Annotated in this window: 16 protein-coding genes; 5 read left to right on the top strand and 11 right to left on the bottom strand. The window is 71.8% G+C overall.

The features are described 5' to 3' along the window. Nucleotides 1–115 precede the first annotated feature (115 nt). Nucleotides 116–679, bottom strand: coding sequence for a DUF6993 domain-containing protein (locus ACFY36_RS32205; RefSeq protein ID WP_499749675.1), 564 nt, complete (start codon nucleotides 677–679; stop codon nucleotides 116–118). 78 nt (nucleotides 680–757) lie between these two features. Here ACFY36_RS32205 and ACFY36_RS32200 point away from each other — a divergent pair, with 78 nt between their 5' ends. Then, nucleotides 758–1,321, top strand: a complete 564-nt coding sequence (locus ACFY36_RS32200) for a GNAT family N-acetyltransferase (RefSeq protein WP_499749674.1) — start codon at nucleotides 758–760, stop codon at nucleotides 1,319–1,321. 4 nt (nucleotides 1,322–1,325) lie between these two features. Beyond that, nucleotides 1,326–2,327 carry an SEC-C metal-binding domain-containing protein gene (locus ACFY36_RS32195; protein WP_499749673.1) on the top strand — a complete coding sequence of 334 codons (1,002 nt, stop codon included), beginning with the start codon at nucleotides 1,326–1,328 and terminating at the stop codon, nucleotides 2,325–2,327. Nucleotides 2,328–2,382: 55 nt separating this feature from the next. On the opposite strand, the gene ACFY36_RS32190 is transcribed toward ACFY36_RS32195, so the two are convergent. Continuing rightward, entirely contained in the window at nucleotides 2,383–3,519 is a 1,137-nt protein-coding gene (locus ACFY36_RS32190) for an isocitrate lyase/phosphoenolpyruvate mutase family protein (RefSeq protein WP_499749672.1), read from the bottom strand. A gap of 64 nt (nucleotides 3,520–3,583) precedes the next feature. Here ACFY36_RS32190 and ACFY36_RS32185 point away from each other — a divergent pair, with 64 nt between their 5' ends. Continuing rightward, complete coding sequence (locus tag ACFY36_RS32185) at nucleotides 3,584–4,552, top strand: zinc-dependent alcohol dehydrogenase (RefSeq protein WP_499749671.1); 969 nt, start codon at nucleotides 3,584–3,586, stop codon at nucleotides 4,550–4,552. On the opposite strand, the gene ACFY36_RS32180 is transcribed toward ACFY36_RS32185, so the two are convergent. Further along, on the bottom strand, nucleotides 4,499–4,972 hold the full coding sequence (locus ACFY36_RS32180; protein ID WP_499749670.1) for a hypothetical protein: 474 nt from the start codon (nucleotides 4,970–4,972) through the stop codon (nucleotides 4,499–4,501). The genes ACFY36_RS32185 and ACFY36_RS32180 overlap by 54 nt on opposite strands. Nucleotides 4,973–5,056: 84 nt before the next feature. Here ACFY36_RS32180 and ACFY36_RS32175 point away from each other — a divergent pair, with 84 nt between their 5' ends. Further along, nucleotides 5,057–5,890, top strand: a complete 834-nt coding sequence (locus tag ACFY36_RS32175; RefSeq protein WP_499749669.1) for a LysR family transcriptional regulator — start codon at nucleotides 5,057–5,059, stop codon at nucleotides 5,888–5,890. Here ACFY36_RS32175 and ACFY36_RS32170 read toward each other — a convergent pair. After that, nucleotides 5,847–6,320 (bottom strand): nitroreductase family deazaflavin-dependent oxidoreductase, encoded by a 474-nt coding sequence (locus tag ACFY36_RS32170; protein WP_499749668.1) that lies wholly within the window; start codon nucleotides 6,318–6,320, stop codon nucleotides 5,847–5,849. The two genes, ACFY36_RS32175 and ACFY36_RS32170, sit on opposite strands and share 44 nt — an antisense overlap. A 19-nt stretch (nucleotides 6,321–6,339) precedes the next feature. Next, a complete protein-coding gene (locus tag ACFY36_RS32165; RefSeq protein ID WP_499749667.1) occupies nucleotides 6,340–7,242 on the bottom strand; it encodes a GNAT family N-acetyltransferase in 903 nt (300 codons plus the stop codon). 121 nt (nucleotides 7,243–7,363) lie between these two features. On the opposite strand from ACFY36_RS32165, the gene ACFY36_RS32160 reads away from it, so the two are divergent. After that, nucleotides 7,364–7,921 carry a DUF1349 domain-containing protein gene (locus ACFY36_RS32160; protein WP_499749666.1) on the top strand — a complete coding sequence of 186 codons (558 nt, stop codon included), beginning with the start codon at nucleotides 7,364–7,366 and terminating at the stop codon, nucleotides 7,919–7,921. 80 nt (nucleotides 7,922–8,001) lie between these two features. On the opposite strand, the gene ACFY36_RS32155 is transcribed toward ACFY36_RS32160, so the two are convergent. From ACFY36_RS32155 to ACFY36_RS32130, 6 genes are all read right to left on the bottom strand, one after another. Further along, nucleotides 8,002–8,715 carry a hypothetical protein gene (locus tag ACFY36_RS32155; protein ID WP_499749665.1) on the bottom strand — a complete coding sequence of 238 codons (714 nt, stop codon included), beginning with the start codon at nucleotides 8,713–8,715 and terminating at the stop codon, nucleotides 8,002–8,004. A gap of 5 nt (nucleotides 8,716–8,720) precedes the next feature. Beyond that, entirely contained in the window at nucleotides 8,721–9,773 is a 1,053-nt protein-coding gene (locus ACFY36_RS32150; protein ID WP_499749664.1) for a lysylphosphatidylglycerol synthase transmembrane domain-containing protein, read from the bottom strand. 47 nt (nucleotides 9,774–9,820) lie between these two features. Further along, complete coding sequence (locus ACFY36_RS32145; RefSeq protein ID WP_499749663.1) at nucleotides 9,821–10,342, bottom strand: hypothetical protein; 522 nt, start codon at nucleotides 10,340–10,342, stop codon at nucleotides 9,821–9,823. A gap of 59 nt (nucleotides 10,343–10,401) precedes the next feature. Further along, entirely contained in the window at nucleotides 10,402–11,580 is a 1,179-nt protein-coding gene (locus ACFY36_RS32140; RefSeq protein WP_499749662.1) for a glycosyl hydrolase, read from the bottom strand. A gap of 105 nt (nucleotides 11,581–11,685) precedes the next feature. After that, complete coding sequence (locus ACFY36_RS32135; RefSeq protein WP_499749661.1) at nucleotides 11,686–12,438, bottom strand: sugar isomerase domain-containing protein; 753 nt, start codon at nucleotides 12,436–12,438, stop codon at nucleotides 11,686–11,688. After that, nucleotides 12,435–13,361, bottom strand: coding sequence for a MurR/RpiR family transcriptional regulator (locus ACFY36_RS32130; RefSeq protein WP_499749660.1), 927 nt, complete (start codon nucleotides 13,359–13,361; stop codon nucleotides 12,435–12,437). Before ACFY36_RS32130 ends, ACFY36_RS32135 begins: the two co-directional genes overlap by 4 nt. Nucleotides 13,362–13,414 lie beyond the last annotated feature (53 nt).

Genomic DNA, 13,414 nt, shown 5'->3' with positions numbered 1-13,414 from the left:
GGCCGGACATTCCGGGAGCCCGTCGCCGACCATCCACATCGGGCGGCCGAAACCGTGCGTGGCGGTGGTGGCCGAGCGGTACATGGCCGCCCTGAAGCTGACGGTCGACTTCCAGTCAGTGGGAGAACGGTTCCAGGCAACCGAACTCGGCGGCGGCGCCGGTCACCTCGATCTGAAGGCGTTCGGGGCGTACGTCGCCGATCACGCACCCGGCCTCGGGGAAGCGGACGGCGAAGACGGCGCCGGGCGGGGGAGTGGCCTCGCCGATGGGCGTGCGCATGGCGGTCACCTGCACCTGGGCGGGGTCGAGCCCGAGACCCAGCAGAGCCTGCTGGGTGGAGGCGGGCGTGAAGTCGCCGGCCGAGCGCAGGGCGGTGAGCTTCGGGCGGATGCGGGCGGCCAGGGCGTCGCCGGCGCGCTGCTCCTCGGCGGTGAGGTCGTGGCGCTGCTTCCAGCCGTTGTTCTCGGCCTGGTGGGGCGCGCCGTCGCCGGGCGGCTGGGCCTGAGCGCCCGCGTCGTCCGGCGGCACGGAAGCGGCCGGGGCGGAGGCCGACGGGGTCGCCGTGACCAGGGGCGACGAGTCACCGTCGCCGGCGCCGGGCCGTGCGCAGCCGAGAGCGACCAGCCCCAGCGCGGCCGCCGCCAGCCATCGGCGGTGATGTGGTCGCCGCGTCCCCATCGTCCGTCCCCCGTCACCCGTTCGCCGGCCCCGGATAATAGGAGGCCCGGTCCAGCGGCCCGGTTCTATGGTCTAGCGATGATCGTGCGTGCGGCGACTCCTGATGACGCTGAGGCGCTGGCCGAGGTCAACGTGCGGGCCTGGCGGGCGGGATATCGCGGGCTGGTTCCGCAGGACTATCTGGACCGCATGACGCCGGCCGATCGGCGGCCCGTCTGGGAGCGGATGGTCCGGGAACCGGCGATGGCGATCTTCGTGGCGGAGGGTGCGGCGGGCGGGGTGGTGGGCTACATCCGGGTCTCGGCCGGCCGTGACGCGGACACCGATCCACGCCTGGTCGGTGAGGTGCAGGCACTGTACGTACGTCCTGACAGCTGGAAGCTCGGAGCCGGCCGGGCGCTGATGGACAGAGGCGTGCGGCGGCTCGCCGGCGACGGCTATCGCGAGTACATCCTCTGGGTGCTGGCCGCGAACGAGCGGGCCCGGCGCTTCTACGAGGCCGCCGGATGGCGCCCGGACGGGTCGATGAAGACGGACGGATCGCGGGGCTTCCCGCTGACCGAGGCCCGATATCGGCGCGACGCGCGAGCCGGAGTGAGACCCAGATCAACAGTCATGAGTCCCCGCGAAGTTGTACCGTGACGGCGTGCCAATTAAAGCCGATCTGACCAGCGCAGACCTTACTGAGATCCGGCAGAGCGCCCTGGGGGCGGCCGATCCGCTGGGTGTTGCGGCCGAGCTTGCCGACGCGGCCGAGGCCGGGAAGCTGGCCGACAAGGACGACGCGGGGTACGCCCTCGCGCTCGCGGCCGAGATCGCGGAGAGCCGGGGCAAGCTCGACGCGGCGCTGCGGTACGCCGAGCGGGCCGTCGAGGCGTTCGGGTCGCGGGACGACAACCAGGCCGCCGGAGCCAAGGCGCTCCTGGCCCGGGTCCTGTTCCGGACGGGACGCGACGACGAGGCGATCGCCGCGCTCGAGCCGCTGCGGCCGCTGCTGACGCAGTACGGGGACGCGCCGGCGTACGTCAGCGCCGCCCTCGCCGCCGGGCGCCGCGACCGGGTCGCCGAGGAGTGGCTGACCGAGGCGCTCAACGAGGTGCTGGCCGGGCGGGGCGACGCCGCCGAGCCGTCCAGCGCCGAGGACGCCGGCCAGCTCTTCTTCCTGCTTCAGCAGCGTCACCGCACCCGCCACGCCCTGGGCCTGCAGCACGACCACCACGACAACCTGGCCGACCGCCTCGAGACCCGGCTGGCCAACACGGCCGGGCGCACGGCCGCGGCGCCCGCCGACGACCTGCTGTTCTGGCCGAAGGCGGAGCTCGAGAAGCTCCTGGAGAAGTGGCCGGCGCTGTCCGAGCCGTACGGGGCGGACTGGGACGAGCACCGGGCCCACCTGGAGAAGGAACTGGTCCGCCTGACCGGCGCCGGCCGCACCGGCCTCGCGGTCCTGCCGGGCACGGTGTCGGGCCTGACCGGCTTCGCCGGTGCCGACGGCGACCCGGCCGACCCGCAGACCCGCGGTGGCTACGCGACCCGGCTGGCCGGCGGCACCAACCAGATCCCGTGGCCCCCGGAGCGCAACGGCGCCTGCTGGTGCGGCTCCGGCCTGAAGTACAAGAAGTGCTGCCTGCCGCGCTCCCGCGGCTGACACTGACCCGGCGTGCCCGCGCGAGCGCTTGCCGCCCGCGCGGGTCGGCGGTGATTCAGGTGCCGAGGCGGCTGACCTCCCGGGCGATGCTCGTCCAGGTGCGGCCGGCCGCCGCGGCGCCGGGCCGCTGGGCCGGGGCGACGCCCGCGCGGGGCTGATCGAAAGCGGACGCCGGAAGTTCATCCGGTTGGCTGACGGCCTCCCAGGGACGTTCGGTGGGTTCGGCGGCGGCCCACGGACGATCGTCGCGCGCGCCGAAGGCCGGAGCGCCGAAAGGCGTGGGGGCCGTCGCGGGCCTCGGAGCCGGGAGCAGGGCAACGGGCTCCGGCTGGAAGCTCGCCGCGCGGCCGGGAGCCAACGTGGCCAGAACGGCGGGCGGCATCAGGTCGATCCGGTCGACCGTCTCGGCCGGCGCGCCCGACGAGGCTCGGGCCGCTGGAATGGCCGACGCCGACAAATCGGGCCGGGGAGTCGCTGCGGCGGCGGGGCCGGGCGAGGCGGGACCGGGCGTGGCGGGTGGAGCAGCCAGGGCGTGGTACGCGACTGAAGCCGCCCGCAAGGCGGCCAGCAACGCCGTCAACGGGTGCATCACCAGGCTCACCCCCGCGTCGGCCAGCTCGGGATCGCTCAGGTGGCGGCCGCCTCCGCTTGCCCCTTCCGTGCGGTTCAGCACCAGGCGTACATCTGGAAGGGCCGCGTGCAGCGAGCGCAAGTCGGTCTCCCGGGCGCCGAGCGGGAGGACGGCGTCCGCGCCGGCCGACGCGAGCGCCCGGCAGCTCGCGATGAGCTCGCCCGGGGTGTCGCCGGGCGCCAAGGCGATCACCAGGACGCCGGGAGCTCTCTCCTTCACCGCGGCCACCCGCAGGGCCGTACCCTCGCTCAGCACTATGCCGCTGATGCCCGCGCGCTGGTAGGACAGGGCCGACCACACCGCCGCGTCCGGATCCTCGAAGCCCACGTTCGCGTCCGCGAGCAGGGGCACACCTGAAAGGAACGACCTCAGGACCGCAGCCCGGTCGGCGATCTGGGTCGCCGAGACGGTGGACGGTTCGAGCATGGTGGCCGCGATCGCCTCGCCGGACAGGTACGCGGCGCGGATGCCCGCGCGGACGGCGAGCGCGGCGCTGGCCGGGTCGTAGACGCCGGGGACGTGCGTGACGCCGCCCGGTGCCAGGAGGTCGGTGGAAGACATGCCGTCGATCATGCAGGGTTCATCGCCGGTTCGCGATACACCGTTGCGGTGTTAGCGTCGGGTCGTGATCGTGTCCCGTCTCCACCGTGCCGGCGAGATCCGGCTGCATGAGGAAGACCGCCCCGTTCCGGGTGACGGTGAGCGGCTCGTCGAGGTGACCTCGGTCGGCATCTGCGGCTCCGATCTGCACTGGTTCACCGAGGGCGGCATCGGCGACGCCGTGCTGCCGCGCCCGCTCGTGCTCGGCCACGAGATGGCCGGTGTCATCCGCGGCGGGGCCGACGACGGCGCCCGGGTGGCCATCGATCCGGCGATCCCGTGCGAGACCTGCGAGGAATGCCGCGCCGGATATCCCAACCTGTGCACGCGGATCGTCTTCGCCGGGCACGGTGACTGCGACGGCGGCCTCCGGCAGTTCATGGCCTGGCCGGCGCACCGGCTGCACCGGCTGCCGGACGCGCTCTCCGACGACGAGGGCGCGCTGCTGGAGCCGCTCGGCGTCGCCCTGCACGCGATGGATCTCAGTCATTTGCGGATGGCGTCGACGGTGGCGGTGGTCGGCTGCGGCCCGATCGGCCTGCTGCTCGTGCAACTCGCACGGTTGGGTGGCGCCACACGCGTACTCGCAAGCGATCCTCTGCCCCATCGGCAGAAAGCGGCGGAGAGTCTCGGCGCGGAGCCCGCCGGCGCCGAGGCCGTGGCCGACGTGGTCTTCGAGGTGTCCGGTTCGGACGGTGCCGTCGAGGCGTCGTTGCGGCTGGCCCGGCCCGGCGCGCGGGTCGTCCTGGTCGGCATCCCGGACGGTGACCGCACGACGTTCAGTGCGGCGGCGGCCCGGCGCAAGGGCCTGACGCTGGTGATGGTGCGGCGGATGGGCGAGGTCTATCCCCGCGCCATCGACCTCGCCGCGCGGGGCCTGGTCGACCTCAAACCGCTGGTCTCCCACGCGTTCCCGCTCGGCGACGTCGAAAGTGCCATGTCAACGGCCTCTTCCCGTACGGGCGTGAAGGTCGTCGTCCATCCTGGCGCTTAGCTCCGTCCAGTCCGCCACGGGCGTCACCCATGCGGGAGGCGTGCCCCGCTGCGGCCCGAAGAGGTAGCGGTGCTCCACCACGCCGCGCAGCGCCTGGTGCACGTCGAGCTTGTCGTCGACGAAGTGGGTGACGCCGAGCTCGGCGCAGTGGATCGCCTTCTCCGGCCGCCTCAGGCAGAAGCGCACGTGGTCGCGGGGAATGCCGGTGCGCGCAACGAAGTCGTGGTGGTCGAGCCACTGCCGGGTGCGCCGCTGGACCCGTTCGCCGCACTTGGAGACCAGCCACACGTCCTCGAAGAGCGGCACGAGACGTCTCAAGGTCTCGAATGCTCCGGGTACGGCCGGTGTCGCCAGCATGGTGGCGGTGTCGCCGCTGAAGAACTCGGTGTCGCCGTTGATGATCACACGTCCGATGTCCACGCCAAGGTTTCTCATGCCCTTCAGCATGCTTTCAATGGCGCTAGACGAGAACTATTCATCGCGGTCCAGCTATAGTCCTGCGCTATGGACCTGACGGCGTTCGCCGTGTTCGCCGCCCACCTGAATTTCACGCGCGCGGCCGAGGAACTGCACATCTCGCAGCCCGCCCTGCATGTGAAGATCCGGAAGCTGTCGGAGTCGCTGGGCCGCCCGCTGTACCGCCGCGAGGGCCGCCGCCTGGTGCTCACCGCGGACGGGGAGGCGGTCGCGCGGTTCGCCCGCGGCCAGGACGAGCGGCTGGCCTCGTTCCTGGCCGAGTTCGCGGGCGTGCCCGAGCGCCGGCCGGTGGTGCTGGCGGCGGGCCAGGGTGCGTATCTCTACCTGCTCGGCGACGCGATCCGGGCGGCGCTCGCGGCCACGCCGCTCCGGCTGATCAACTGCGATCACCGGCAGATGCTGGCGGCCGTCCGGGGCGGACAGGCCCACGTGGGGGTGAGCGTTCTGGACGTCCTGCCGCCCGATCTGGCCGTACGGGAACTGGCGTCTTTTCCTCAGATGTTGTTCGTCCCGTCGGGTCATCGCCTGGCCCGGCGCCGCTCGATCCGGCTGCGCGACCTGGCCGGGGAGTCCCTGGTGGTGCCGCCGCAGCACCGCCCGCAGCGGGTCATGCTGGAACAGGCGCTGCGCACGGCCGGCGCCGCGTGGACGGTGGCGGTGGAGGCCGAGGGCTGGCCGTTGATCACGCATTTCGTCGCCCTGGGGGCCGGCCTGGCCATCGTCAACGGCTGCGTGCCGGTTCCGCGCGGCCTGGCCGGCGTCCCGGTGAAGGACCTGCCGCCGGTCACCTATCACGTGGTGCACCAGCCGTCGGCCGTCACCGATCCCCGGGTGGTGAGCCTGCTGGCGCTTCTAGGATGACGACCGCCGTCTCCGTGCCGCGCAGCGCCGCGAAATCGTCCAGCCGCGGGTCGAGCTCACGCCAGCGCTGCCACAGACGGTCGCGTTCCGCGCCCAGCGCTGCGCGTCCGGTCACGGTCCGGGTTCCGTCAGGCGTTCGGAGGTACGCCGTCCCGCGCGCCCGCAGATTGAGCCACCAGGCCGGCTCGCCGTCCCCCCAGCCGTTCATGGCGAGCGTGACGATCGACGAGCCGTCCTCGAGGTAGGCGAGAATGACACTGCGTTCCCGCCCGCTGCGCCGCCCGGCCGTGGTGAGCCGGAACATGCCATAACGGCCGGGGCGCGGCCGCCGCAACCCGAACCGGCCACCGCTCGCGCGGTACAGCCCCCGATGCACCCGCCACGCGCTCGTGACGATCCAGCGAGGCGGCACCCGCACCCCATCCGTCATGACGCCGATTCTGCGCCCGTCACCCTGTGACCCCACTGAGCGAGATCGGGAACGTCGCGACGATCCGGATCGCGAAGACGCGGTAGCCGCAGCGCTCGAAGGACGCGGCCATCGGCGTGTTCACCTTGTCGGTGTCGGCGCGGATCGTGGTCGCCCCCTCCTCGGCCAGGATGTGGGTGATCTCGGCCAGCAGGTCGTCGGCGTAGCCCCGGCCGCGCTGCCCCGGCACGACACCGACGAAGCCGACCACCGGCCCGCCGTCGTTGGCGCTGGGCATGGCCACCCCGACGACCTCACCCCGCTGGTCGAAGGCGACACGCCACTGATCGCGCGGCCCCCGCATCTGCTTGTAGAGGGCGATGTCCTCGCGGGCGTGCTCCAGAGCGCCGAGCCGTGCGACGCCCGCCCGCGTGTCGACGTCGAGGCTGCCCTCCGAGATCGAGGCGAAGACCGCCGCGAACTTCTCGTCGTCCGGCTCCGGCTCGAAGGTGAGCCGGGCCGAGCGCCGGGGGAGCGGGTCGGCGGCCGTCCACTGGTAGCGCAGCCGCTCGTTGACATCACTGAGCCCGGCCAGCTCGGCGGCGGCCAGGCGCAGGGTCACGTCGCGGTCCTGTTCATGCCCCGGCAGCGTGAAGAGGTGGAACTCGAAAGGCGGCGGCACCCGGCGGATGAGCGCGGCCCAGAGCTCGGCCGGGTCCGGGACGTCGGGCGCGGCCCACAGGGTGTCGAGGGCGAGCGGCCGCTCACTGGTGGGAAAGCCCCACCACACAGCGACACCCTCGATCGCGTCGCCGTCGACGGCGAGCCAGGTCCACTCCGGACGGTAGCCACCGGTCTCGAGAAGCCGCTCGAAACGGGCCGGGTCGTCGAGACACTTCAGAACGCGGCCGAGTTCTCCCTCGGCCATGGTGCGGAACAACAACGAAGCCTCCCAGGCATCGGTATGCGTGCGGAAATCACGGCACCCTCCCTTCCTGCCGGCGTTGCGTGCCAGCATGGTGCCGGACCCGCGCGCCGCCCGCATCCGATTTATGCTCACCGCCATGAAGTGGTTGAACGAGCCGAGCGTCTGGTCGCACGAGAACGGCGTGATCCGCGCGGTCACGGAGCTGAAGACGGACTTCTGGCGCGAGACCTTCTACGACTGGACCACCGACAACGGCCACTTCTACCACCGGCCCGCGACCGGCGACTTCACCGCCGAGGCCATCGTCTCGGCCGAGCACGACACCCGCTTCGACCAGGCGGGCCTGATGCTCAGGGCCGACGAGCGCAACTGGCTGAAGACGGGCTTGGAGGTGACATCCGGCGAGGTCCAGATCAGCACGGTCCTGACCCGCGACTTCTCCGACGTCTCGATGACCCCCGTCCCCGGCTTCACCGGCGAGATCGCCATGCGGGTGACCCGCTTCGGCGGGTCCGTGGCGGCGCACTACCGCAACGGCGACGGCCCATGGCACCTGTTACGCCTGGGCCACCTGAACCTCCCCGCCACGGTCGACGTGGGCGTCATGTGCTGCTCACCCGAGCGAGCCGGCCTGGAGGCCACCTTCCGCGACTTCCAGGTCACCCCGCCGATCTCCCGCGACGGCCTCGAATAGGCGGCCTCCCCAGTCGCCGAAGACCCCGTCACGAAGCGAAGAGGCCTCACCACATCTCGGGCTGCCGCGGAGTGCCGGAGTCAGCGCCGGCGCCGGGGCGGTTGATGGGTCGATATCGGTTTGAGGTCCTCGTGACCGAGCCGGTGGGCGATGGCCTGGGCCTGATCGCCGGGATCGGTGTCGTCGATCGGAAAGGCCACGATGTAGTGACCCGGCATGGCATATCGACGACCGCTCGGGTCACGGGCGTAGTAGCCGACCTCGACCACGTCCGGGCGGTCCTCCGGGGCGCGGACCGTGAAACACCGGCGGATCCACCTGCTGTCGTAGTCGTCGTGCCGCGTTTCGGCCTCGAGAAGCTCCGCCACCGCGCGGGCCGGCCATTTGCGGTCGGCGTGCGCCGCCGCGCGTGCCAGCTCCGACGCGTAGGCCACCGCGTCGAACCGGAACGGGCTCAACCGGATGTCCGGGCCTTCGCCGACCACCGTGCCCATGTCGATCAGGCGCCAGTGATCCCACGTCACCATCGCGCCGGCCTGGCGGATGTCAACGGTGAGCCGGTCCTCGGTCGTGTCCGAGCCGGCCAACTCGACCTCTCGCACAGTCGGCGACGCGGCGAGCCCGTGCGATCCCAGCAGCCAGGAAGGCGCGAACCCGGCCACTGGCTTTCCGTGGCATCCGCCGGGACCGTAGGCCGCCGCCACGACATCGACGCCGTCCACGAAGATGCGTACACGGTGTGAGCTGAACTCGGCGGGAAACAGCAGCGGCTCCAGCCGCAGCACATTGACCACGCCGCTCAGGTGGCTATGTCGCGGCGCAGGTACAGGGCGGCTATGCCGCCGGCCGGGATCAGGAGCCAGCAGGAGATCAGGCGGTAGATGACCACCGCGGCGGCGGCGGTGGCGGCGGTGGCGCCGGCGGCGGTCAGGCCGGCTACCAAGGCTGTGTCGATCACGCCTACGCCGCCGGGGGTCAGGGGGACCTGGCGGACGATCTGGACGCCCAAGTAGATGCCGGCCAAGGTCATGACGCCTACCGGGAGGCCTACCGCTCGGCACGTCGCGGCCAGGCACAGCAGGTCGGTCAGCCAGTTGACGGTGTAGTACAGGACGCCGGTTATCCACTCGCGGGCGCGCAGGGCGGCGCCGGCTCGCCAGGCCTCCGCGGCGGCGGTGAGCAGCTTGCGGGCGTAGACGAGGATCTTGTTGCCGGAGCGCCGGCGGCTGGAGTCGGGGCGTGGCGGGCGGTGCATCGCCCGGCGGCCGACCACGACGGCGGTGGCGGTCAGGGCGATCAGGGCGGCCACCACGATCAAGGGCTGTGGGGTGGCCAGCAGGTCGGGGTCGGTGGTCAGCAGGGCCGCGCCCAGGACCACGTAGAGCAGGGCCAGGCCGCCGATCGAGGTCAGGCCTGAGACGATCATCGAGGCGGCCGCTATCTCCTTTGTCGCGCCGGTGCGGACGTACTGGCGTCCGGCGTAGCCCGCCGAAACCGCGGCGCCGGCGGGCATCGAGATGGAGATGGCGGTGCGGGCCAAGGTGACCGCGAGAGCGAAACGGGCTCGGAGGCGTACGCGGAAAGCTCTCAGCAGTTGACGTTGTTGCCAGGCGAAAGCGCCCAGCGAGACCGCCTGCAGGGCGACGGCCAGCGTGACCCACCAGTAGTCGGCGCCGGTCAGCGCGCCCAGGAAGTCGCCGGGATCGGGGAAGCGGCCGCGGAGGCCGTAGGCGGCCAGGGCCAGCGCGGCGACGAGGATCAGCGGCAGGCGCAGGCGTGGCCACCAGCGCTTCCGGACACCGGCGGCCGGGGCCGCGGGGTCGGGCCGCAGCTCGGACCGGGTAGGAGACACGGGCCGATCCTGGCAAACGCGATCAACCCGCGGCTACCTGCTGTGATCTAGTCGCCGGAGAAGCCGAAGAAGTAGAGCTCACTGGGCAGGCCGTCGTCGCCGTGCAGGACGGCGACCCGGCCGATCCACCGATGTTCGGCCAGGTCGTCGAGCGCCTCGACGTGGGCCCTGGTCAGCTTCTCGACGCCGGCGGCGGCCCGGGCCTCGGCCGGGGAGATCGGGACGATCACGCCGTACTCGGGCTCGCCGAAGCGCTGGACGGCCTGCTGGAAGGACAGGGACGGGTCATCGAGGTACGGAAGGTAGCCGTACTGTGGCTCCTCGCCGTCGGCCAGCACCCGGTCCATGTCGATGATCGAGTGGGTGCCCGATTCCTGGACCGCCTCGTCGTCCCACAGCTCGTCCATGGTCCGCGGGCGATCCGGAAAGTCCGCGGCCGATTTGCCCATTTCGCCGGGGACGGCCCACCAGTAGTCGCCCTCGTCGAGGACCCTCAGCTGAAGGGCTTCGAAAGCCGCGTTCAGGTCGGGTCGGTAGTCGGTGTAGTAACTCCAGCCGGATGCGCCCACGGGCGGGAACTTTAGATCATGGGAGCGGGGCCGTGACGCCCCGCTCCCGTTCAGCGCTTTCAGCAGCGGCCGAGGTCCTGCCACTGGTCGGTCCAGCCGGGCTCGGAGCCCTGGGTCCAGTACTTGGCGCGCCACAGGTGGACGCCGTCGCCGGACTTCGGGCCGTTGGGGTCGCCGTAGCGGCTGCGCTCGTGCTTCACCAGGTTGCCGCTGGTGTAGACGGAGCCGATCGCCCAGGTGGGCGAGTCAGCGCAGTTGGTCGCGGGAGGCGGGGTCGTGGTGGGAGGGGTGGTGGTCGGAGGGGTCGTGGGTGGCGTCGTGGGCGGGTTGGAGCACGTGCCGGTACCGGCGACCGTGTCGACGAACGTGTTGCCGGCGGTGCGGTAGCCCGTGGCCCGCGTGGTGGCCTGCGAGGGCGAGAGCACCTGGTTCTTGGCGAACAGGACCCAGTCGACCTGCTCGATGTACGTGCTCAGGCCGCCCGTGTGGGTCGCCGTGTCGATGAACCACAGGTTCCAGTTGATGGTCATGGTCTGGCGCGGGTAGTACTTGCCCGAGTGGTCGCCGACCTGGACGCCGTCGATGAAGTAGACGATGTGCCCGTTCGCGACCTGCGCCACCAGCTCGTGCCAGCCGTCCAGGCTCGAGCGCTGCTCGGAGTGCACGTTGTCGGCGAACCACGGCTCGTTCCGGTACGTGTACCAGCTCGTCTGATAGTTGATCGGGCCGGTCTCGCCCCAGCCGCCGTTCGGCAGATATTCCGAGATGTCCAGCTCGCTGTAGGTCGGGTCCATGTCGCCGTTGAGCGGGCTGATCGTGAAGAACGTCTGGTTGATGTGGTCGCCGTCGTTGCCGCTGACCGGCGCGTCGGTGAACCGGATGCGGGTGGCGTAGGTGCCGTCGAGGTAGCGCTTCTGCGTCGAGTAGAGCTCGGCGTGGTTGGTGCCGGCCCCGGTGCCGTCGGTCGAGGCGGTCAGCTGGAGCACCTTCTGGCCGCCGGAGGTGGGGAAGGTGATGTTGTTGGCCGACCAGTTGGCGCCGGGCACGCCCGGGCCGCCCTGATAGCTGCGCGGGGTCCAGCCGTTGGCGGTCAGCGCCGGGTCGGCCGAGGTGCTGTAGTGGAAGTCGTCGAACAGGTAGCCGCAGTCCGCGGCCTCGGCGGGCCCGGAGGAGAGGGCGACAGCGCCCGCTCCGGCCAGGACCCCGGTGAGAATTGCCGCCAATCGTTTCTTGAGCATGGAGATAGAACCTCCTGATAAACGGGGGGATCACGTAACCGCGCCGGTGGCCAGTCCGGCGCGGAGGTGCCGTTGGTACGCGGTACGCCCCGGGGCATACCGGGCTTATGCCGTACGGCGGATGCGCCCGGCATACCGGGCTTCCATCGCCGCGTTGTGCTCCTTACCGCCGGGGACGTTGTCCGACAGGTAGACCGGCGGTGTCACGCCCGCGGCGAGCAGGCGGGCCACCACCTCGGTGACGATCTGCTGGGCCAGCAGGGCCCCGGTGATCGACGAGACGGCGCCGACCGCGCCTCCGCCGGGGAGCGGGAGGGCGGCGTCACCCTTGGGGGCGCCGTTGTCGAGGACCACGTCGGCGATCTCGCCGAGCTTGCGCCCGCTGGGGTGCCGGGACGCGACGCCGGCCGAGTGCTCAGCCGAGGTGATCGCGATCAGCGCGTGGCCACGCTCCTTGACCAGCAGCGCCATCTCGACGACGGCGCCGTTGATGCCGGAGTTGGAGGCGATGACGAACGCGTCGTCCGGCTTGACCGGGGCGAGCTCGTACAGCCGGTGGGCGATGTCGCTGCGCCGCTCGACCGTGGGGTCCTGGAGGACCGAGAGCGGGTCGCCGCCGTACAGGACGACGTCGCGCAGCGCGATCCGGTTGCTGGGCACGAGGCCGCCGGCCCGACCGGCGATCTCCATGGCGAGCGCCTCGGAGTGGCCGCACCCGAACGCCTGGATCACGCCACCGGCCCGTACGGAATCGGACAGGATCTCCGCCGCCCGCTGGATCAGCTCCGTCTGGCCGGTGCCGACACGCGCGATCGCGGCCTGGATCGTCTCGAGGTAATCGCTGCTGCTGAGGCTCACGGCTGTCCTTTCGCACGCCCGCGCTTGCGGGTGGGGTTCTTCTCGGGCAGGCGGTGGGCGTCCACCGCGCGGACCGTCACTTCGAGGGCTTCGGCCGTACGCTCGTACGTGCGCTGGGCCACGGCGACGTAGATGAGATCCAGCACGAGCAGTTGTGAATGCAGCGCGGAGAGCGCGGCAAGGCGGAACGTGGTCTCCTGCACCGCGGTGGTGAAGACGACGTCGGCCACCTCGGCCAGCGGCGACCGCCCGAAACTGGTCACGGCGACGGTGAGCGCCCCGTGGTCGGCCGCCTCGGCCAGGGTCTCGATGACCTCGCGGGTGCGGCCGGAGTGCGACAGCCCGATCGCCACGTCGCCCGGCAGCAGCAGGGCGGCGTTGGTCAGCGCGGTGTGCGAGTCGGTGCGGTGCCAGACGGGCACCCGGATGCGCTCGAGCCGGAACGCCATCTCCCGCGCCGCCGTGCCGCTGCTGCCGAGCCCGAAGATCTCCACCCGCTGGGCGCCGGCGATCTGCTGGGCGACCCGCTCGACGGCGGTCACGTCGAGCCCGGCCGCGGTGCTCTGGATGGCCCGGGTGTCGGCCGCGGTGACCACGTCGAGCACGTCGGTGAGCGGATCGCCGGGCGCGATGTCGCCGGAGATGTCGGTCTCCCAGCGGGCCTGCTCGGCCCGGCCGGTCTCGGTGGCGATGGCCACCCGCAGGTTGGCGTAGCCCTTGAAGCCCAGCGTGCGGCTGAACCGGGTCACGGTCGCGGTCGAGGTGCCGGACCGCTCGGCCAGGTCGACGATGCTGGCGTGGGCCGCCGTCTCGGGATCGGCCAGGATCGTCTCGGCGATCCGCGCCAGGGCCTCGGGCAGCTGCTGCCCCTCGGTCCGCAGGCGGCCGAGCAGGCCACCACTCTCACCGGTCACGTCGGTCATCCTTTTCATCGGTGCCATCTGACGATGAAAATTACGACCACCGGGCGGTCTAG

The sequence above is a fragment of the Actinoplanes sp. NPDC000266 genome, from assembly GCF_042899005.1.
GTDB lineage: Bacteria > Actinomycetota > Actinomycetes > Mycobacteriales > Micromonosporaceae > Actinoplanes.
Note: the sequence above shows the minus strand (reverse complement) of the source record. Positions and strands in the feature narration are given on the sequence as shown.

Bases quoted from the DNA above. Each gene is read 5' to 3' on its own strand.
- ACFY36_RS32205 (WP_499749675.1), bottom strand. From the start codon at position 679: ATGGGGACGCGGCGACCACATCACCGCCGATGGCTGGCGGCGGCCGCG.
- ACFY36_RS32200 (WP_499749674.1), top strand. From the start codon at position 758: ATGATCGTGCGTGCGGCGACTCCTGATGACGCTGAGGCGCTGGCCGAG.
- ACFY36_RS32190 (WP_499749672.1), bottom strand. From the start codon at position 3,519: ATGTCTTCCACCGACCTCCTGGCACCGGGCGGCGTCACGCACGTCCCC.
- ACFY36_RS32175 (WP_499749669.1), top strand. From the start codon at position 5,057: ATGGACCTGACGGCGTTCGCCGTGTTCGCCGCCCACCTGAATTTCACG.
- ACFY36_RS32170 (WP_499749668.1), bottom strand. From the start codon at position 6,320: ATGACGGATGGGGTGCGGGTGCCGCCTCGCTGGATCGTCACGAGCGCG.
- ACFY36_RS32160 (WP_499749666.1), top strand. From the start codon at position 7,364: ATGAAGTGGTTGAACGAGCCGAGCGTCTGGTCGCACGAGAACGGCGTG.
- ACFY36_RS32140 (WP_499749662.1), bottom strand. From the start codon at position 11,580: ATGCTCAAGAAACGATTGGCGGCAATTCTCACCGGGGTCCTGGCCGGA.
- ACFY36_RS32130 (WP_499749660.1), bottom strand. From the start codon at position 13,361: ATGACCGACGTGACCGGTGAGAGTGGTGGCCTGCTCGGCCGCCTGCGG.